This window comes from Actinomadura sp. SCN-SB (assembly GCF_043906805.1).
GTDB lineage: Bacteria > Actinomycetota > Actinomycetes > Streptosporangiales > Streptosporangiaceae > Spirillospora.
The window spans coordinates 50,261-69,718 of record NZ_JBIMPP010000040.1 but is presented as its reverse complement, the minus strand read 5'-3'; the positions used below and the strand labels follow the sequence as shown (position 1 = coordinate 69,718).

Here is a 19,458-nt window from a genome sequence, read left to right as displayed (position 1 = left end):
CTAGCAATCGCCACGCACATGCCGAGCCACCCCGAACAACCCGCCAGCCCCGCCGCACCAACTCGCGCTAAGCCGTACGACCAACCCGGCGACAATGCTGCGTTCACCTGCGGCGGTCAGCTGGACGCAGCAGTGTGCGGTCTCGGCACCTAGGCCGAACGCAGCAGGCAGACCAGATCGGCCACGACCGGAGCGCTGCACAACGAGGGCAGCGCGAGAGAACCGTGTTGTTTCGGCTCTCACGGTTCGCAGCTCTCCGGTCGACGGACGCCGACTGCTCGGCGATCGCCGCCTACGCCGAGAAGCAACGCGTCGGTGCAAGCGGCGTGAGTGGCATCCCTACAAGCGCAAGGGGCGCCGTAAGCGGGGAAGCGCAGGCGATTGTCCAACCGGCACCACGCCCAGTCCGCGGCCATGGGCGAACGCGGCGCCGCCCGCTGCTCACCCTGCCCCACCAGACCGAACGAGGATGCAATCAACTCATAGATCATCACTGCCCAGCCCGGCAGATCTACCGCTAGCGCCCCTCGCCTGAGCAGCTCCGCCTCCCGAGGACGCCTGGCCCCGGGGGCGATGCCTGAAACCAGCAGCCGACGCAGGAGCACATCGCCGTCGGCATAGCCATCACTGCGTAGCCCAGCGATCCAGGAGTCCGCCGTTCTCCTGCCACGCCAACTCCCACTAAACCGACGGCCGACCCGGCGGCGATGCCGTGTTCGCGTGCGGCGGCCGGGTGGTGCCCGGACCGGCTCGCACCGGGCAGCCGATCGGTCGGCGCGTACGTCCGCCAGGGCGGACACCGGTTCGGCGAGATGGTCCCGCTCCGCGTGACTTCAGGGAACGGGTGTAGGGACGGTCGGCAGAGTTCATCATTGCCCGGCCGGAGATCCTGACGGCGGGTCTGGTGGCCTACGGCTGGCGCTCCTCGCTTGGGCGGCCCTCCTCTGCGAAGACGCCTGGCCGCGGGAGTGCCTTGAACTCCCGCATGCCACCGACCGGCGGCGGGCTCTCTCGTCAGCAGGGTTCATCACTGCCCGACCAGGGATCCTGACGGCGGACCCGCTGGCGCTCGTCGTTGGGCGGCTTCGGCCTGCGAGGATGCCTGGCTCCCGGGGTGCCTGGAGCTGGAAGGTGTCGAACAGCGCGCCGTCCTCGTGTTGTGCAGCCAGCGGTAGTCGGCCGGGTTGGATAGTACGGCTCGGCGAAGCGTGAGGACTCCCGCGTGATCGTGGGGTTGGTTCGCGCTGGGTGGGGTGGGAAGGCGAAAGGGGCGGCCCTGGTGGGCCGCCCCTTGTTGTGCCGTGTTGCCGGGAATGGGCTTCGGGTCAGAAGTCCATGCCGCCCGCGTCGGGCATGCCCGCGCCGGCGCCGGCGGGGGCCTTCTCCGGCTTCTCGGCGATGACGGCCTCGGTCGTCAGGAACAGCGCCGCGATGGAAGCGGCGTTCTGCAGCGCCGACCGGGTCACCTTGGCCGGGTCGAGGATGCCGGCCTCGAACATGTTGACGTACTCGCCGGTGGCGGCGTTGAGGCCCTCGCCCGGGGTCAGGTTGCGGACCCGCTCCACCACGACGCCGCCCTCAAGGCCGGCGTTGACGGCGATCTGCTTGATCGGCTCCTCCAGGGCGCGCCGGACGATCGCGGCACCGGTGGCCTCGTCGCCGGACACGTCCAGCTTCTCGAAGGCGGGGATGCCCGCCTGGAGCAGCGCGACGCCACCGCCGGGGACGATGCCCTCCTCGACCGCGGCCTTGGCGTTGCGCACCGCGTCCTCGATGCGGTGCTTACGCTCCTTGAGCTCGACCTCGGTCGCCGCACCGGCCTTGATGACCGCGACACCGCCGGCCAGCTTGGCCAGCCGCTCCTGCAGCTTCTCGCGGTCGTAATCGGAGTCGGTCGAGTCGATCTCGGTCCGGATCTGGTTCACCCGGCCCGCGATCTCGTTGGCGTCACCGGCGCCGTCGACGATCGTGGTCTCGTCCTTGGACACCACGACCTTGCGGGCGCGGCCCAGCATGTCGAGGGTGGTGTTCTCCAGCTTCAGACCCACGTCCTCGCTGATGACCTGGCCGCCGGTGAGGGTGGCGATGTCGCCCAGCATGGCCTTGCGGCGGTCGCCGAAGCCGGGGGCCTTCACGGCCACCGACTTGAAGATCCCGCGGATCTTGTTGACGACCAGCGTGGCCAGGGCCTCGCCCTCGACGTCCTCGGCGATGATCAGCAGCGGCTTGCTCGACTGCATGACCGACTCCAGGACGGGCAGCAGGTCCTTGTTGGCGGACGCCTTGCCCTGCACGATCAGGATGTAGGGGTCCTCGAGGACCGCTTCCATCCGCTCGGGGTCGGTGACGAAGTAGGGCGAGATGTAGCCCTTGTCGAAGCGCATGCCCTCGGTGAGCTCCAACTCCAGCCCGAAGGTGTTGCTCTCCTCGACGGTGATGACGCCTTCCTTGCCGACCTTGTCCATCGCCTCGGCGATCATTTCGCCGATCTGCGGGTCGCCGGCCGAGATGGACGCGGTGGAGGCGATCTGCTCCTTGGTCTCCACGTCCTTGGCCAGCTTGGACAGCTCCTCGCTGACCCGCTCGACGGCGGCCTCGATGCCGCGCTTCAGCGACATCGGGTTGGCACCGGCCGCCACGTTGCGCAGGCCCTCGCGCACCAGCGCCTGGGCCAGGACGGTGGCGGTGGTGGTGCCGTCACCGGCGACGTCGTCGGTCTTCTTGGCGACCTCCTTGACCAGCTCGGCGCCGATCTTCTCCCACGCGTCCTCGAGCTCGATCTCCTTCGCGATCGATACACCGTCATTGGTGATCGTCGGAGCGCCCCACTTCTTCTCCAACACCACGTTGCGGCCCTTGGGACCAAGGGTCACCTTCACGGCATCGGCGAGCTGGTTCATCCCGCGCTCGAGACCCCTGCGGGCCTCCTCGTCGAACGCGATCATCTTTGCAGCCATAGGCTCCAGTCCTCCCGGAACAAGACGGCCATGATGGACCGAGCCGACGCCCGCGACGGACGGCCTCCCCCGGCGGCTGCCATTCCGCCGCCGGCTGAGACCTCATCGCCCCGATCCAGACTGTGTGGGATTGTCACTCTCCACAGCAGAGTGCCAATCGCTTTTTAGCACTCTACCCGGTCGAGTGCAAGCGTCGTACGCCCCGGCCGAGAGGTATGTCCCCCATCTACCCAGACTTGGCCTGACCTGGGAAAACACCCCCAGCAGACGGCCCCGGCGTGTGCCGCTGACGGCGTGCTCGGGGTTCCCGGCGCGGCCTCTCCGCGCCGGTTCAAGATCTCCTCATCGCCGTCAATGCAGTGCACATGCGTGCCTTGGAGCATAGCCACCGAACGACCGGCCCGCGCCGCCACGTCGGCCGCCGGGACACCGCCGTTCGGCCAGAGCGTAAGCACGCATGCCGCAGGCCCTACAGGCGCTCCGGCCCCAGCCCGAGGCGGGCGGCTGGCCTTCATCAAGGGCAGGGCTTCGCGCCTCCGCACCGCCCACGCGGGCGCCGGTCCCACGCCGGCGGGCCGAAGGGCCGGCGTGTGCCGGTCAACGTTTCCAGCAGGTGGCCCCGGTGTGCGGCTCACGGTCTGAGTCACTCGGCGTCCCTAGACTGGGCCGATGGACCTCAAGAGCGCCGCAGGCATGATTCTTTCGGAGTCGGCATCGCATCCCGAGCTGCTGCGGGCGTCCCGGCACGCCTATGACGAGTTTGAGGCCGGGCGTCCGGTCGATCACAGCGTCCTGAGCCGGATGCTGCGCGAGGCCGCCCGCAAGGGCGTCTACGGGGCGCTCAAGGAGCGGTACGGCGACCATGCCTTCGAGGACATGGTGCTCACGCTCGGGCGTGAGATCGACCGGCAGGCTCCGGTCGTCCGCCGCTGAACTCGGCGCGAGGTCCGCGTGCGCCCGTCGTTCAGATGGTGCGCACGGAGTCGGCCTGGGGGCCCCGGTCGCTCTGGGTGATCTCGAATTCCACCCGCTGCCCCTGCTCAAGGCTGCGGTAGCCGTCCATGAGAATGGCCGAGTAATGGACGAAGACGTCCCGGCCACCGTCCACCGCGATGAAGCCGTAGCCCTTGTCCGCGTTGAACCACTTGACTGTGCCCTGCGCCATACGAAACCTGCCGCTCGTACGTGGTCGCGCCACGGTTTGGTGCTTCGGGCCACACCCCTTCTACCGCGAGGCCCGCCGACCAGCGGCCGTGTCTCCACGTCCCTGCGGTGGGCCCGTGACGGGGTCGACGCGGCATGATCGGGATCGACGATATAGGCGGGCCGAGGGGACGGACAGTCCCTATGACGGAAGACCAGACGGCCGGTAATGGTCACGGTGCGACTGGCGTACCAGAGGCAGGACTTCTTCCTCCAGGCGGCGGGATATGCGCGTCCCATAACGCGTCTCCAGGCGGTCCCGGGCGCGCACGTAACGGTCGGCCGCCTCTTCCAGGGAGAGCGGAAGGGTGTCGATTCCGAGTGGCCGCAGAAGGTGCCGGCTCATCTTGAGCAGTTCGCCCCGTACGCGATCGGTCATCCCGTGCCGGCGTTTGCTCACCAGCCACAATGACCAGTCCCAGAAGTGAGCGTCCATTGCCGCGAGGGTGTCGGGCCCCACGCGCCACGGCCGGTTCCGGCTGCGCGGCATCTCGGGAAAGATCAGGTCCACTTTCACCGGGCCGGGAAAGATGAGCAGGTAGCTCTCGACGTCGCCCAGCGGGTCCCATTGGGCCGCCAGCGGCCCGTGCGGGGCGACCATGCCGGGGAGATCGGCGGCCACCTGCCCGAAGTCGTCGGTGGTGACCCGGAAGTCCCAGTCGGACAGCTCGGTCGCGGTGCCTCGCGCGCGCGAGCCGATCGGTTCGATCAGGGCCACACTGGGATGCGCCGCCACCGTCTCCGCGATCTCCTCCGCAATCCCCATGCTGGGCCTTTACCCCTGTTTAGCAGGACAAAAGCCCATTTCCCCGGGTGTTCTCGGGTTGATCATCCCGAGAACACCCGGGAGGACGGCGATCAGCCGCCGGCGACGGCCGGGATGATCGAGACCTGGGTGCCCTCGGGCGTGGGGGTGTCCAGGCCCTCGGCGAACCGGACGTCCTCGTCCCCCACGTACACGTTCACGAAGCGCCGGATCTTGCCGTTGTCGTCCAGGACCCGGGCGGCGATGCCGGGGTGGTTGGCGTCGAGGTCGGCCACCACGGCGCGCAGGGTGGCGCCCTCGGCCTTGACCTCGGACTCGCCGCCGGTCAGGCTCCGGAGGATCGTGGGGATCCGTACGGACACGGTGCTCATTGCTGGCTCCAAGGGATGCTGTGCTGTGGCTGTCTGGCTACTCGGAGTCGTGGCGGGTCAGGCGAGGCCCGCGGCGCGGAAGGCGTCCAGCGACGGGGGGATGTTCGCGCTCGGCGCCACCTGCGAGGAGACCGCGTCCAGGGTCTTCAGGCCGTCCCCGGAGTTGATGATCACCGTTTCGGCGGACGGGTCGAGCGCGCCCGCCTCCACCAGCTTGCGGAGCGTCGCGACGGTCACGCCGCCCGCGGTCTCGCCGAAGATCCCCTCGGTGGCCGCCAGCAGCCGGATGCCCTCGACCACCTGCTCGTCGGTGACGTCCTCGACCGCCCCGCCGGTGCGGCGGACGACGTCCAGGACGTACGGGCCGTCGGCCGGGTTGCCGATGGCCAGCGACTTCGCGATCGTCGACGGCTTGACCGGCCGCACCACGTCGTGCCCGGCCTTGAACGCCGCCGCGACCGGGTCGCAGCCGGCGGCCTGGGCGCCGAACACGCGGTAGGGCCTGTCCTCGACGAGCCCCAGCTTGATCAGCTCCTGGAACGCCTTGTCGATCTTGGTCAGCTGGGAGCCGGACGCCACCGGGATCACGATCTGGTCCGGCAGCCGCCAGCCGAGCTGCTCGGCGATCTCGTACCCGAGGGTCTTGGAGCCCTCGGCGTAGTACGGCCGCACGTTGACGTTGACGAACGCCCAGTCCTCCTCCTCGCCGGCGATCTCCGAGGCGAGCCGGTTGACGTCGTCGTAGTTGCCGTCCACGGTGACGAACAGCCCGCCGTACACCGCGGTGGTGATGATCTTCTGCGCCTCCAGGTCGGACGGGACGAACACCGCGCTGCGGATCCCCGCCCGCGCCGCCGCCGCGGCCACCGCGTTGGCGAGGTTCCCGGTGGACGGGCAGGCCAGCACCTTGAAGCCGAGTTCGCGCGCCGCCGCGAGCGCCACCGCCACGACCCGGTCCTTGAACGAGTGCGTCGGGTTGCCGCTGTCGTCCTTCACCCACAGCCGCTGCAGCCCCAGCGACTCCGCGAGCTGGTCGGCCCGCACGAGACGGGTCAGGCCGGGCTCGGTGTTGGGCGTCTCCGCCACGTTGGACGGGACGGGCAGCAGCCCCCGGTACCGCCAGATGTTGCGCGGACCCGCCTCGATGGACTCGCGGGTGACGCCGCCGAAGTCGTAGGAGATCTCCAGCGGCCCGAAACACTGCTCACAGGCGTAGTACGGGCCGAGTTCCCTGCTGTGCCCGCACTCCCGGCACGTCAGTGCGGTCGCGGGGCCGAGGTCGGCGGAGGAGGTGTATCCGTTGTCGGCAGGCGTGGTTGCCATGAAGCGAGGCCTTTCTCCCCATCTTCCCTGTGCCACCTTGGTCACAGGCCGGAGTTGGCACCATTTCCCGGCCGGCCTCGCAGGATCGCGAGCGCGTACGAACCAGGTGGTTGCCGGGGCTTCACAGGGCCGGTCCCTCCACCCCTCTGGATGAGCGATATGAAGTTGTCTGCGGGGGCTGAGCTGGGAGAGCGGCCAAGGCCGCCGTGCTCCCCGCGCCCCTCGGAACGAACGATCCGAACGTGTGCGGCGTATGCGTGACTTTACCTGATCTGCCCGGTTGGCGGACAGCAGGGTCCCGGCTGCTGAGACCTTACCCGCGTCCCGTCTTGATCATGCACTGGATTCCGATCCGTCCCGATCGCCGGCGACGCGCCCGGTCAGGAGGGGCCGGCCAGCGAGTTGCCCTGGCGGCGGAACATCGCGCGGCGACGCCGCGTCACCGCGCGCCCGGGTTCGTGCTGCGTCGGGTCGAGGAACACATGCCGGACGATCGGGATGCGCTCGCGCAGCCGCCGCTCCACCTCGCCCGCGACGTCCTCGGCCTCGTCCGCGCTGATGCCGTCGGAGAAGTGGACCTTCGCGGCGACCAGCACCTCGTCCGGTCCGAAATGCATGGTGAACAGCTCGTCCAGGCCGGTCACGCCGCGCGCCGAGGCGATCTCGGCACTGATCTCGCGCTGGACCTCCGGCGCCACCGACTGGCCGATCAGCAGGCTGCGGCTGTCCCTGCCGAGCGCGATCGCGACGCCGACCAGGAGCAGGCCGATCAGGATCGAGGCGGCGCCGTCCCACAGCGGGGAACCGGTGAGCTCGCGCAGGCCCAGCCCGGCGGCGGCGAGGGCCAGCCCGATCATCGCGGCGCTGTCCTCAAGCAGCGCCGCCTTGAACGTCACGTCAGGGGTGCGGCGCACGTGGTCCAGGACATCCTGCCCGTCCCGCGTCTCCTTGCGCGCCTGGATGACCGCGCGTACCCACGAGGTGCCCTCCAGCAGGGCCGCGATGCCCAGCACGGTGAAGGCCAGCCAGACCTTCTCCCCGCCCGCCTCGCGTCCCGTGATGGCGAGGACGCCCTCGAAGATGGAGTAGCCACCGCCCGCGACGAAGATCCCGAACGCGGCCAGCAGGGACCAGAAGTAGCGGTCGTTGCCGTACCCGAAGGGATGCAGCCGGTCGGGCGGCCGCGCGCTGCGCCGGAGCGAGGTCAGCAGGAACACCTGGTTGAGGGTGTCGGCGACCGAGTGCGCGCCCTCGGCCAGCATCGCGCTCGACCCGGACAGCACCCCGGCGAAGATCTTGGTGATGGCGAGGACGAGGTTGGCCGTCCCGGCGACGAGGACCGTGATGGTGGTCTCGGACCTGCTCATCCGCGCCTGGTACCCGGCGCCGTCCCGCCTAACCGGCGGCCCTCGGGTGCGCCTCGCGGGGCCGCTCCTTAAGACCGGACGGGGACATACCGGTTCCCCCCGGGTCACTTTGATGCGCCCGTCCACCAACTGAGACCCTTCCCCTATGAGCCAAGTGCTGGTGGCGTCCAACCGCGGGCCGGTGTCCTTCTCGCTTTCCGGGGACGGGACGCTGACCATGCGGCGCGGGGGCGGCGGGCTGGTGTCCGGCCTGGCCGCGGTCACCGGCGGCCCCGGGCAGGCGGACGGCCGGCGCTCCGGGGCGGCCCAGGACGGCCCGGAAGCGCTGTGGGTGTGCGCGGCGCTGGGGGACGGCGACCGGGAGGCGGCGCGGCGGGCGCCGGACGGCAGGCTGGACCTGGACGGGCACGACATCGGAGGCGCGGCCGTGCGGATGCTGGACATCCCCGCCGCCACCTTCCACCGCGCGTACAACGCCGTGGCGAACGCGACGCTGTGGTTCGTCCACCACCTGCTGTACGACACGCCGAGCATGCCGCACTTCGACGCCCGGTCACGGCGCGACTGGCAGTCGTACGAGGCGTACAACGCGGCCTTCGCCGACGCGCTGGCCAGGGACGCCGCGGCGGGCGCCAAGGCCGCGATCCAGGACTACCACCTGTCGCTGGCGCCGCGGATGCTGCGCGACCGCCGTCCCGACCTGAAGATCGCGCACTTCTCGCACACGCCCTGGGCACCGCCCGAGTACTACCGGCTGCTGCCCGACGACCTCGGCGAGCGGGTGCTGGACGGCATCCTGGGCGCCGACCACGCCGGCTTCCTCGCCGAGCGGTGGGCCCAGGCGTTCCTGGACTGCTGCGCGCTGCTGCCCGGCGCCAAGGTCGACCGCGTGGCCGGTACGGTCACCCGCGGCGGCCATGTCACGACGGTCGGGGTGCACGGGCTCGGGATCGACGGGGACGCGCTGCGCCGTCGCGCCGCCGAACCCGACGTCGCCGCGCGCCTGGAGGCGCTGCGCGCGCAGGTCGGCGACCGTCGGCTGATCGTGCGCGTGGACCGCACCGAGCTCTCGAAGAACATCGTGCGGGGACTGGCCGCGTACCGGGAACTGCTGGTCAACCACCCGGAGTGGCGGGGCCGGGTGGTGCATCTGGTGTTCGCCTACCCGTCCCGGTACGACCTGCCCGAGTACCGCGAGTACACCGAGGCCGTGCGGGAGGCGGCGGCGCGCATCACCGAGGAGTTCGGCACCCCGGGGTGGAATCCGCTGATCCTCCAGGTGAACGACGACTTCCCGCGCTCGCTCGCCGCGTACCGGATGGCGGACGTCCTGCTGGTCAACCCCATACGGGACGGGATGAACCTGGTCGCCAAGGAGGCCCCGGTGGTGTCGGACAACGGCTGCGCGCTGGTGCTGTCACGGGAGGCGGGGGCGGCGGCGGAACTGGCCGACCACGCCCTCCTGGTCAACCCGTACGACGTGTCGCAGACCGCCGAGGCGATCCACCGGGCACTGCTGATGCCACGCGAGGAATGCGCGGCCCGGCGCGAGGGCCTGGCGGCGGCGGCGACAGCGCTTCCGCCCAGGCAATGGTTCGCCGACCAGCTCGCGGCGCTCGACTGAGGGGATCACATCGGTCTGGCTCGCGCGCCACCCAAGTCGAACCCTGCCGGACCGGGTCAGGTGTAGGACTCGCCCAGGGTCTGGCGGACCTGCTTGCGGGCCTCGTGGATGCGCGACTTGACCGTGCCCAGCGGCAGGTTGAGCTGCTCGGCGATCTCGGCGTACTCCAACTGGGAGACGTCGCGCAGCACCAGCGCCTGGATCAGGTCGGGCTTGCGGGCCTCCAGGTCCTCCATCGCGTCCAGGATGTCCACGCGCGAGCCCGCGATGACGCTCGTGCGGCGCGGGTCGGGCCGCTGCTGGGGCAGCTCGCCTGCCTGCTCGACCGAGCGGCGCTTGAGCGAGCGGTACGTGGAACGGGCCGAGTTGGCGACGACCACGTGCAGCCACGTGCTGAACCTCGACCGGCCCTCGAACCGGTGGATGTTCCGCGCCACCTGAAGCAGCGCGTCCTGGCACGCCTCCTCGGCGTCCTGCCGGCAGGGCAGGAAACGCGAGGTGTGCCGCAGTACGTCGGGCTGGATCTTGCCGAGCAGTTCGTTGAGGGCGGCCTGGTCGCCCTGAGCGGCCTTGACCGCCAGTTCCTCGGTCCGCTCATCGAATGCCATCGCGCCGCCCCATGCTCGTCTGCGCACACTCCCCGTTTGTTGGGCATGATACGGGAGTGTCCTTCCCTCCGACCGTCGGCCGTTACCGCATCGATCGCGTCCTGGGATCAGGCGCGTTCGCCGCGGTGTGGCTCGGCCACGACGAAGCGCTCGACTCCCATGTCGCGATCAAAGTGCTGTCCGGGAGCCTCATCGACGACCTCGACGTGCGCAATCGCTTTCTGGAGGAGGCACGCATCCTGCGCCGGGCCGACTCGGCGCGGCTGGTGCGGGTCCACGACATCGGCGAGCTGCCGGACGGGCGGCCGTACTTCGTCATGTCCTACGCCGACCGCGGAACGCTGGCCGACCGGATGCGCGAACGGCCACTTCCGGTCTCCGAGGCCCTTGCGCTCGCCGAGGAAATCGCGTATGGCGTCGAGGTGATCAACAGGCTCGGGGTGATCCATCGCGACCTCAAGCCGTCCAACGTGCTCTTCCAGTCCACCCCGGAGGGCGGGGAGCGGCTGCTGATCGCCGACCTCGGGCTGGCGAAGGCGCTGGCGCACGCCTCCGGCGCGTTCACCCTGCCGGTCGGCACGCCCGGCTACATGTCGCCCGAGCAGGCCCGTTTCGGTGGCGGCCTCGACGTGCGGGCGGACGTGTACGGGCTCGGCGCCCTGACCTACCACATGATCACGGGCCGTCCCCCGGGGGCGCCGCCCGTGCGGACGGCGCCGAGCATGATCCGTGAAGGGGTCTCGCCCGCGGTCGACCAGGTCGTGCTGCGCGCGATGGAGGTGGAGCGGGAGAAGCGCTGGCCGACCGCGGAGGCGTTCGCCGAGGCGCTGGCGACCCTGCGTCCCACCACGCTGCCGGGGCGGCACGCCGCCGGTGCCGCCGCGGGCGCTCAGGACGTGCTCGCTCCCGCCGAGGTCGAACCGACGGTGCAGGACCGGTTCTATCCGGCCGACCCCTCCCAGGCGTACGCGCAGGGGCCGGGGCCCATGGACCGCGGGCAGGGCCGGCCCGGTCCGCCCCCGTCCGTTCAGGGGCAGGACTACCAGTACTCGCAGGGGCCGCCTCCCCGCCCCGTGGAGCCGGAGCCTTCGACGCAGGAGGATCCTCCGCAAGGCTTGGAGGACGACATCCGTACCGCCCAGTTCCAGGCGCGGCAGGACCAGCGACAGGACCACGCGCAGACGGTGCTCGACGACGGGTCCCAGACGGTCGTGGACCACCCGAGCCAGTACGGACCGCCGTCCTCGCAGGAGCCACCACCCCCGCGGGTGAGCGCGGAGAGCAAGACGGCCGTCTTCCCTCTCCAGGGGGCCGCGCAGGGGCCTCCCCCAGGCCCCCCTCAAGGACCGCCCCAAGGCGCACCACAGGGTCCACCGCAAGGCCCGCCGCAGGGTCCGCTACAGGGCCCGCCGCAGGGTCCGCCGCAGGGTCCGATGCAGGGGCCAATGCAAGGGCCGCCCGGCCAAGGGGTTCCCTATCAGGGGGCTCCCTTCCAGGGGTCACCTTCCGCTTCGACCCCGTCGAGCGGCACCGGAACGCCCTCGGAGGGCCTCCTGGCACGGCTCAAGAAGCTCATCCCCTCCGGCGGCGGAGCCGGGTCGCGGCCCGGCGGACGCCACGAGGCCCCTCCCGGAACGTCCGGCGGCGGGAACAGGACCCCGCTGATCATCGGCGCGGCGGTCATCGCCCTCGTGCTCATCGGGGGGCTGTTCCTCGGCATCGGGCTGCTGCGCGGCGGCGACGATCCGCCACCGCCGCCGAAGAAGCCCGCCGTCCCGGCGGACTTCGTCCAGATGACCGACGCGAGCGGGAAGATCAGGACGGCGGTGCCGAAGGTCTGGCCGCGCGGCCAGGAGTCCACCTGGGCGCCGACCACGGTCGGGCTGAGCGACCAGCAGCGGCGCCCGGTGCTTCGTGCCACCCCGAGCGTCGCCAACTTCCTGGGCGACGGACCCACCCCGGGTGTCTTCATCGGCCTGACCACCGACGTGGCGAACGGGAAGCTCCCGCCGCCGAGCGCCACCGGGCACCCGCAGTGCACCAAGGGGACCCCCGAGAACTACACCTCGCCCGACAAGTCGCTGACCGGCACCATCACCCGGTTCACCCGGTGCCGGGTCGGCACCCCGACGGTCGTCGAGATCGGGCTGCGGCACAGCAGCGGCACGTTCGGGGCGTGGATCCGGGTCAAGGAGAACAACGACCGGAACGCCGCCAAGGTCATCCTGGACAACCTCAAGCTGGCCGCTCCCTGAGCCGCCTTCACCGGCCTGCCTGAGGCCGAGTTTTCCCAGTTCGGCATGCCCGTAGGGACATCCGCCCGCTTTAATTCATCACTCCATGAATAAATTGCTCGACGCTCGGTGTTGCATCGCGAGCGATTGACGATATATCGTTAATGCATCGCAACCGATCATAGGAGAGGACGTACGCGATGAGACACCATCCACCCTTCAGCGAAGAGCCACGCCGTAACCGTCGCGGGGAGCCGTTCGGCCCCTGGGGGCACGGACCCGGACCCTTCGGCCCCCACGGGGGACGCGGACGGGGCGGGCGCGGGCGGCGCACCCGGCGCGGCAACGTCCGCGCGGCCCTGCTGGCGCTGCTCGCCGAGCGGCCCATGCACGGCTACGAGATGATCCAGGAACTCGACAACCGCACCGGCGGTGTCTGGCGGCCGAGCCCGGGTTCGGTCTACCCGACCCTCCAGATGCTTGAGGACGAGGGCAAGGTCACCAGCCGCGAAGAGGCCGGCAAGCGGCTGTTCGAGCTGAGCGACACCGGCCGCGAGGAGGCGTCCGGGCAGGCGACCGCCCCCTGGGACGAGGTCACCGAGGCCGCGGGCGAGAACGCGCTGCGCGGGCGCGAGGCCGTCGGCCAGCTCATGGGGGCCCTGCACCAGGTCATGGCGGTCGGCAGCGAGAGCCAGAAGGCCCGCGCCCTCGACGTCGTCAACGACGCCAGGCGCCGGCTGTACGGCATCCTCGCCGACGACCCCGAAGCCGAGTGAACGCGCGAGGCGATGCGCCCGGAGCCACGGCGGCTCCGGGCGCATCGGCGTTCAGGGGACGGCGTTCACAGGGCGGCCACCCACGCGGGCGTCAGCGCGGGAAGGGCGCCTCCTTGGCGAGCTGGTCGGCCATGTAGAGCTGCTTCCAGACGTACAGCCGCAGGTCGGCGCGCTTCGTCGACTCGCTCACCGGCACCTCGGCCGTCGCCCGTACGAGATAGGACGAGCCGGGCGGCAGGTACCGGTCGCCTCCCTCCCCCGGCTCCAGCCCACCGCCGGCCAGCCGCCGGACGACCACGCTCCTGACCGGCGGCGTGCACATCGTCTCCGGCACGCCGGGCTGCCACACGCACCGGCCGCGCGCCTGCCGCGCCACCAGGTCGCGCCGGATGAAGACATCCCCGGGGAAGTCCAGCAGGGACCGCTGCCCCGACGGGTTGGTCAGCACGTAGTCGATGTAGGCGTAGGTCGTCCCGGGCGGGGGCGGGGACTGCTGGGCACCCCCCGCGCGGTCGCCGAGGCCCGCGGTCACGGTCGCGAGCCGGTACTTGGACCCGTCCGCCGTGGCCACGTCGATCGGCGTCCCGGTGGGAGGCAGCGGCACGTCCGCCGCGCCGATCGACCCGCCCGCGGTCTGCGGCGCGGGCGTGACGTCGTCCCCTTCCAGAAGGGGCGGCACGAAGAACGCGCCGCCCAGTACGGCGGCGACGGCCGCCACCGCTGTCGCGACGAGTCCGCCGCGCCTCTTCCGGCCCTGGCGCCTCGCGTCCGGGCGTCGCGGCATGCGCCGGGACGGTGGCTCCCATGCTGAACGTTCCTGGTGTCGCGGGCCAGGCCGGCGGGGTCCCGGCTGCGCGACGGCGGCCCCGGCCGCCTCGTCATAGGTGTCGCGCGACCCCAGGCGCACCTGGATGCCGCTGGTCTCGCGCGACCCGAGCGGCCGCGGTTCCCGCACCGGCGGCTCCGGCCGGCGCGGCGGGCGCCGCGGCGGGACGCCGTGCAGATCAGGGTCGTCGGGCCGATGCGGCCGCCCATGATCCGTGTCCACCTCGCGCTCCCCTCACTTCCCCCCGACAGCGCACAGTCTCGCGCGGCGCGCACGTCATTACCACATGCACCATCGAAATAGCACAATTACCCCCGTCACACTGGGCTAACTTTGTGCCATCCGTACAATGCGCCGGCCCCGGCAGCGGTGAGGGAACGACGTCCCCTCACCGGTCAGGGGCCTGTTCAGTCGGGCAGCAGGCCGTTCAGGAACTCCACGACGCCCGCGGGGCCGTCGACGACGAGGTCGGCACGCTCGGCGAGCGCGGTCACCTCGGCCGAGCCGCTGCACAGCTTGATCCCCGGGACGCCCTCGGCCCGCAGCGCGTCGATCGCGTCGTACGCGGCCAGGTCGCCGAGGTCGTCCCCGGCGAACAGCACCGCCGACGGGAGCGCGCCGCCGGGGACGGCGGTGTCGATGAAGCCGCGCAGCGCCTGGCCCTTGTCCATGCCGGGCGGACGCACTTCCAGGACGAAGCGTCCCGGTTCCAGCACCAGCCCGGTGCGCTCGGCGAGCTCGGCCAGCGGGCCGCGTAGCCGCTCGAACACGGCCTGCGGCTCGGGTGCCCGCCGGGTGTGGACGGCCACCGCCTGCCCCTTGTCCTCGACGGAGACCTCGGCGGGCGCGCCGGCCGCCTCCAGGATCCCGGGCAGCGCGGCACGGGCCTCGGCCACACCGGGCGGCGGCTCCGGCACGGTCAGCTCGCCGGACTCCCAGCGCTCCAGGCCGTACTGGCCCAGCACCACAAGCCCGTCGATGCCCTCGAAACCGCCGTACTCCACGGCCACCCCGGCGGGACGGCCGGTCACGATCACCAGCGCGCGCACCCTCGGAGCCAGGCGCGCCAGCGCGGGCGCCGCCCCGGGATGGGCGCGCGCGGCCGCGGGGTCGTCCACGATGGGCGCGAGCGTGCCGTCGAAGTCGAAGCCGAGCACGGCGGCGGAGGGATCGCGGCGGAGTGCGTCGAGGCCGGCGGCGCCGGCGGCCGTCAACGACGGAGAGTGCGGAGAAGGGTGAGAACGGGAAAGGCTCACGTGACCAGTGTCGGCCACGTCAGGGGCGGATGCCGAGACGGCGCGCGGCGCGCTGCCGCTGCCGCTGCGTCCGCATCCGGCGCAGGCGCTTCACCAGCATCGGGTCGTGCGCGAGCGCCTCGGGCCTGTCGATCAGGATGTTGAGGAGCTGGTAGTACCGCGTGGCCGACATGTCGAACAGCTCGCGGATGGCCTGCTCCTTCGCACCGGCGTACTTCCACCAGCGACGCTCGAAGGCGAGGATCTGACGATCGCGCTCGGACAGCAGGTCGGCCGGGAAGGCTCGCTCGTCGTCCAGACCCTCGGTCACCGGTTCCATGGCCGCTTCGGCGGTCATGTCCTTGGCTGTGCCATCGTCCATGCTTCCGTCCTGTCGGGGACCGTCACCGTGGGCGGATGCCTGTCGCATGAAGTCCCCTCTGGGGTCATGATCCCGGGTCGTCCGGGTTCGGGCGGTGCCATGCTACGCGTACCGGACGACATCTTCCGGAGGTTCCCGAGGAACGGGCGAGGGCGCCCCGGGGCGTCCTGGAACGGCGCCGCGGGGCCTCGTGACGTTCCGTATGAACGGTACGGGAACCCCTCGGGGACGCTCGCCGTTGGACACATGCAGGGTACATGCGTCAGGGTGCGAACCCCTGCTCTTCGGGGCCCCGAGGCGGACGGGAGATCATGAACAACACCAGGGAGACCAGGGCGAACGATGCGGCGCAGGCGACGCCCGCGGAGTTCGCCGACCCTTCGGGCGAGCTGCCGGACCCGGTGCTGTCCGAGGTGTCGCTGGCGCTGTTCCACCTCCGCCGGATCTGGGCCAAGCCCGACCTGATGAAGCGGATCCGGGCGCAGACGTCCGCCGGTCCCGGCGCCCGCCCTCTGCAGTGGTCCAACCTGATGGTGGTGCACGCCGTCGCCGGCCTCTCCACGGCGGCCACCGCCGCGGAGGAGGGCGCGGAGGTCACCGTGGGCGCGGTGGCGGAACGCCTGGAGATCGACCCCTCGACCGCGAGCCGGCTGGTCGGCCACGCCATCGACGCGGGCCTGGTGTCGCGGCGCCCGTCCCCCGTGGACGCGCGCCGCGCCAACCTGCAACTGACGGACCGCGGGGTCCGCGTCAAGCAGGTCGCCGACCGGTTCCGGCGCGCCTACCTGGACGAGCTCATGTCCGACTGGACGCCCACCGAACGCTCCGAGTTCGCCCGGCTGCTCACCCGCTTCGCCGAGGCGGCCATCCGCGCCCCGATGGACCCGGACGGCGTGGACAAGATCTTCAAGGCGGCCCAGGCCGACTGACGGCGACGGCGCCGACCGTCCCGGAGTGAGCGCACGGCCGGCGCCGCCGGTGCCTTCGCGATGTGCGCCGCGACGTCATGCGTCGTCGCGCAGGGCCGCCATCCTGGTGTGGTACTCGTCCTCGTCGATCTCGCCGTGGGCGAACCGCTCGGCGAGCACCGCGCGCGCCCTGCTCATCGGGGACGAGGTGGCCGCCGTCGCCGCCGCGTCCGTCATCATCCGGCGCCGCAGCAGGTAGAACACGCCCACCGCCACGGCCACCCAGAACAGCCCGAAGGTGATCGGGAACACCGGCCAGAAGGCGGGCGCGTCGTACGGGCCGCCGTCGTGCCACGGACCGGGGTGGAACCCGGCCGCCGGCGTCATCACCATGGTCATCGACCTCCTCTTTCAGCGGATGAGTCGATGCTCGGCGACGGGTCGGGGCACCGTCATCGTCCGGCCGGAGACACCCCGAGTACGCCCGATGGAGTAGCGCGGGGCGAGGCGGCGTCCGGCGCGGTCACCACCAGGGCGGCAGCGACTCGTCCCCGCCCGCCCGGCGGCGGCTCCGCTTCGGCAGGCCCCGCCAGTCGTCGTCCGGCGGAACGGACCGGTCCGGCGGATCGTGGTCGACCGGGGGCGCCGCGGGGAACGCTTTGCCGGGCAGCTCGTCCACATGGCGTACGGGCGGCGTGAAGCCGTTCTGAAGCGTTGACGGCTCCCCTGGTCTCTGCTCCCCCTGGGGCATGGACGGCAGGGAGGCTTCTTCGAGGGCATCGCGGCGGAACCGGTCCCACGCGTCGTCTCCCATGCCCGGGAACTCGCCTTGACGCGTACCGCCGTAGGGCAACGAAGGGCGAAGCTCGCTGGGGATCGGAGGCACGCTCACGCCCTCTCCCGCCGAGGCGTCGCCGGACCGGCTTCCCGGACGTTCCGGCTGCATGGACGGCGGCGGCGCGTACACCTCGTTGCTCTGCCAGACCGGTGCGCCGGCGGGGGCGGTGTACGTCTCGCGACCGACGTCGTGCGCGGCGAGGGCGGGCTGCGGTCGCGGCATGCGGTGCGCGCCGAGCCCGTAGTCCTCGACCTCGGCGAAGTCGTCCGGCTCATCGTCCGGTGGCGGGCGGCGGCGCAGGCTCAGCAGGACGGCGACGCCGACGATGAGGCCACCGCCGCCCAGCACGGCGGCGAGCAGCAGGCCCTTACGGCTCCCCGCGCTCTCCTCGTAGGTGACGGGCGCGGGGCTCGGGCCGCGCGGCCGGTCCTCGGCGCCGCCCTCGGTCCGGTCGATCCGCGCGGCGGCCGACAGCGCCCGCACCGCGTCCAGCGGGCCCGTGCAGGTGGACGAGCCGGTCGGACGGTCGGGGACGGTGCCCTTCACCAAAGCCTCCCGCACCTCGTCCGGCGACAGCTTCGGATAACGCGACCGGATCAGCGCGGCGACCCCGGCGACGATGGCCGAGGACGGGCTGGTCCCCGTACCGATCACGTACCCGCTGCTGGAGTCGGCGCTGACGATCTCCACGCCCGGGGCGCACACGGCCACGTAGGGACGGCGGTTGCTGTCCTTCCAGAGCTGGAGCCGCCGGTCCAGGGCGCCGACGGCGATCACCCCTCGGTACGCGGCCGGGAAGTTGTTGCGGTTCGGCCCGGCGCCGTCGTTGCCGGCCGAGGCGATCAGCACCACGCCCTTGCCGAGCGCGTACCGGACCGCGCTCTCCTCGGTGGAGTTCCCGTCGTAGAACAGCCGCCCGCCGCCGAGCGACATGTTGATGATGTCGGCGCCGTGGTCGGCGGCGTACCGGATGCCCTGCGCCACCGCGTCCCTGTTCCGGTTGCCCTCGCCGCCGTTCCGCCGCTGCGGGTCGTCGTTCTCCCACGTCACCCTGATCGAGAGGATCCTGCTGGACGGGGCGACGCCGATCACGCCGCGCTGCCGGCCGGGGCCGTTGCCATGGCCCGCGATGATGCTGGCCATCGACGTCCCGTGCAGGCCCCAGTACTTGCCGCCCGGGCTGCGCGTCCCGCCGGTGAGGTCCGGCCCGGTCGTGACCCGACCCACCAGGTCGGGATGGCGGCGGTCGACACCGGTGTCCAGCACGGCGACCGTGACGCCCTCCCCCTTGGACGTCCGCCATGCCCGGGGGATCCGCATCGCGTCGAGATGCCACTGCCGGGCCCTGATCTGGTCGACGGGCTCGGCGGCGGCACGTTCCGGTTCCCACAGAAGACCGGCGCCCCCGCCCGGAACGAGGGTCAGCGCCAGGACCGCCGCCCCGAACCTGACGGCCAGGGCCCGCCCGCGACGGCCAGCTCGCGACACGCCACCCGCACCTCCTCCGGCCGTCGGCCCGCCCGGATCGCCACCCCGGTTCCGCGCGAACACCCGGCCCCGGGAGCCCAGCCCTCATCCCGCCGGCGCGGCGCCACGGGAAACGCCATGGGCAGGAAGGCAACATTGTGCCACGCGGCGATGCCGCCGCCCGGCTCACTCGGCACAATCGGGCGGCCTCGGGACACCCCGGCCCGCACCTCCCCCGCCACCCCGCCGACCCCCGGTAATTCACGCAGCGTCCGCCCCGCGGCGCCGGTATTGTGTGCCCGTCGGCGCCGAAGCCGGCACGCCCCTGTAGCTCAGCTGGCCAGAGCAGCCGCCTTGTAAGCGGCAGGTCGCCGGTTCGAACCCGGCCGGGGGCTCCAGGTCAGGGCCACCGCGAGACCGAGGAAGCGTCCCCCCTGTGCCCCTGGTAGCAGAGCGCCCTCGGTCCTGGCTTTCCCGCCTCGCCGCTCTGGGCACCGCCCCAGGGAGAACGATGGACGTTCGGCCGGCACCCAGGTCGGAGCGTGCTGCCGGAAAGGACGTTCGCGGTGGGTA

17 protein-coding genes, 1 tRNA gene and 1 riboswitch are annotated in these 19,458 nt (G+C 71.7%); of the genes, 6 read left to right on the top strand and 12 right to left on the bottom strand.

All coding sequences use genetic code 11. The features are described from left to right. Positions 1–1,325: 1,325 nt before the first annotated feature. Positions 1,326–2,957, bottom strand: coding sequence for a chaperonin GroEL (groL, locus tag ACGWYJ_RS24280; RefSeq protein ID WP_395108638.1), 1,632 nt, complete (start codon positions 2,955–2,957; stop codon positions 1,326–1,328). A gap of 669 nt (positions 2,958–3,626) precedes the next feature. Between groL and ACGWYJ_RS24275 the strand changes: the two genes are divergently transcribed. After that, positions 3,627–3,890: a hypothetical protein gene (locus ACGWYJ_RS24275; RefSeq protein WP_395108637.1), complete on the top strand. Its 264-nt coding sequence runs from the start codon at positions 3,627–3,629 to the stop codon at positions 3,888–3,890. A gap of 31 nt (positions 3,891–3,921) precedes the next feature. Here the strand turns inward: ACGWYJ_RS24275 and ACGWYJ_RS24270 are convergent, their stop codons facing one another. From ACGWYJ_RS24270 to ACGWYJ_RS24250, 5 genes are all read right to left on the bottom strand, one after another. Continuing rightward, positions 3,922–4,122: a cold-shock protein gene (locus tag ACGWYJ_RS24270; RefSeq protein ID WP_285701750.1), complete on the bottom strand. Its 201-nt coding sequence runs from the start codon at positions 4,120–4,122 to the stop codon at positions 3,922–3,924. Between the two features lie 180 nt (positions 4,123–4,302). Beyond that, complete coding sequence (locus tag ACGWYJ_RS24265; RefSeq protein WP_395108636.1) at positions 4,303–4,926, bottom strand: nucleotidyltransferase domain-containing protein; 624 nt, start codon at positions 4,924–4,926, stop codon at positions 4,303–4,305. A gap of 92 nt (positions 4,927–5,018) precedes the next feature. Continuing rightward, positions 5,019–5,297 (bottom strand): MoaD/ThiS family protein, encoded by a 279-nt coding sequence (locus tag ACGWYJ_RS24260; RefSeq protein ID WP_395108635.1) that lies wholly within the window; start codon positions 5,295–5,297, stop codon positions 5,019–5,021. Between the two features lie 57 nt (positions 5,298–5,354). Next, positions 5,355–6,620, bottom strand: a complete 1,266-nt coding sequence (gene thrC, locus ACGWYJ_RS24255) for a threonine synthase (protein ID WP_395108634.1) — start codon at positions 6,618–6,620, stop codon at positions 5,355–5,357. 15 nt (positions 6,621–6,635) lie between these two features. Then, a riboswitch (SAM riboswitch) is annotated at positions 6,636–6,777 on the bottom strand. A gap of 223 nt (positions 6,778–7,000) precedes the next feature. Further along, the gene (locus ACGWYJ_RS24250; protein ID WP_395108633.1) at positions 7,001–7,987 is read right to left on the bottom strand and encodes a cation diffusion facilitator family transporter; all 987 of its coding nucleotides are present in this window, start codon (positions 7,985–7,987) and stop codon (positions 7,001–7,003) included. A gap of 145 nt (positions 7,988–8,132) precedes the next feature. On the opposite strand from ACGWYJ_RS24250, the gene ACGWYJ_RS24245 reads away from it, so the two are divergent. Then, positions 8,133–9,611, top strand: a complete 1,479-nt coding sequence (locus tag ACGWYJ_RS24245; RefSeq protein WP_395108632.1) for a trehalose-6-phosphate synthase — start codon at positions 8,133–8,135, stop codon at positions 9,609–9,611. Between the two features lie 56 nt (positions 9,612–9,667). Here the strand turns inward: ACGWYJ_RS24245 and ACGWYJ_RS24240 are convergent, their stop codons facing one another. Beyond that, on the bottom strand, positions 9,668–10,219 hold the full coding sequence (locus ACGWYJ_RS24240) for an RNA polymerase sigma factor (RefSeq protein WP_285701742.1): 552 nt from the start codon (positions 10,217–10,219) through the stop codon (positions 9,668–9,670). Between the two features lie 56 nt (positions 10,220–10,275). Between ACGWYJ_RS24240 and ACGWYJ_RS24235 the strand changes: the two genes are divergently transcribed. Further along, complete coding sequence (locus ACGWYJ_RS24235) at positions 10,276–12,474, top strand: serine/threonine-protein kinase (protein WP_395108631.1); 2,199 nt, start codon at positions 10,276–10,278, stop codon at positions 12,472–12,474. 179 nt (positions 12,475–12,653) lie between these two features. Next, on the top strand, positions 12,654–13,229 hold the full coding sequence (locus ACGWYJ_RS24230; RefSeq protein ID WP_395108630.1) for a PadR family transcriptional regulator: 576 nt from the start codon (positions 12,654–12,656) through the stop codon (positions 13,227–13,229). 91 nt (positions 13,230–13,320) lie between these two features. Here ACGWYJ_RS24230 and ACGWYJ_RS24225 read toward each other — a convergent pair whose 3' ends face one another. From ACGWYJ_RS24225 to ACGWYJ_RS24215, 3 genes are all read right to left on the bottom strand, one after another. After that, complete coding sequence (locus ACGWYJ_RS24225) at positions 13,321–14,277, bottom strand: hypothetical protein (RefSeq protein WP_395108629.1); 957 nt, start codon at positions 14,275–14,277, stop codon at positions 13,321–13,323. 185 nt (positions 14,278–14,462) lie between these two features. Beyond that, entirely contained in the window at positions 14,463–15,269 is an 807-nt protein-coding gene (gene otsB, locus ACGWYJ_RS24220; RefSeq protein ID WP_395108628.1) for a trehalose-phosphatase, read from the bottom strand. A 61-nt stretch (positions 15,270–15,330) separates the two neighbouring features. Further along, entirely contained in the window at positions 15,331–15,630 is a 300-nt protein-coding gene (locus ACGWYJ_RS24215; protein ID WP_395108642.1) for a DUF3263 domain-containing protein, read from the bottom strand. A 353-nt stretch (positions 15,631–15,983) separates the two neighbouring features. On the opposite strand from ACGWYJ_RS24215, the gene ACGWYJ_RS24210 reads away from it, so the two are divergent. Then, positions 15,984–16,601, top strand: coding sequence for a MarR family winged helix-turn-helix transcriptional regulator (locus ACGWYJ_RS24210; protein WP_395108627.1), 618 nt, complete (start codon positions 15,984–15,986; stop codon positions 16,599–16,601). Between the two features lie 75 nt (positions 16,602–16,676). Here ACGWYJ_RS24210 and ACGWYJ_RS24205 read toward each other — a convergent pair whose 3' ends face one another. After that, on the bottom strand, positions 16,677–16,979 hold the full coding sequence (locus tag ACGWYJ_RS24205) for an SHOCT domain-containing protein (RefSeq protein ID WP_395108626.1): 303 nt from the start codon (positions 16,977–16,979) through the stop codon (positions 16,677–16,679). A gap of 124 nt (positions 16,980–17,103) precedes the next feature. Continuing rightward, positions 17,104–18,906: a S8 family serine peptidase gene (locus ACGWYJ_RS24200; protein WP_395108625.1), complete on the bottom strand. Its 1,803-nt coding sequence runs from the start codon at positions 18,904–18,906 to the stop codon at positions 17,104–17,106. Between the two features lie 300 nt (positions 18,907–19,206). On the opposite strand from ACGWYJ_RS24200, the gene ACGWYJ_RS24195 reads away from it, so the two are divergent. Next, positions 19,207–19,283, top strand: a tRNA-Thr gene (locus tag ACGWYJ_RS24195). The last annotated feature ends 175 nt before the right edge of the window (positions 19,284–19,458 follow it).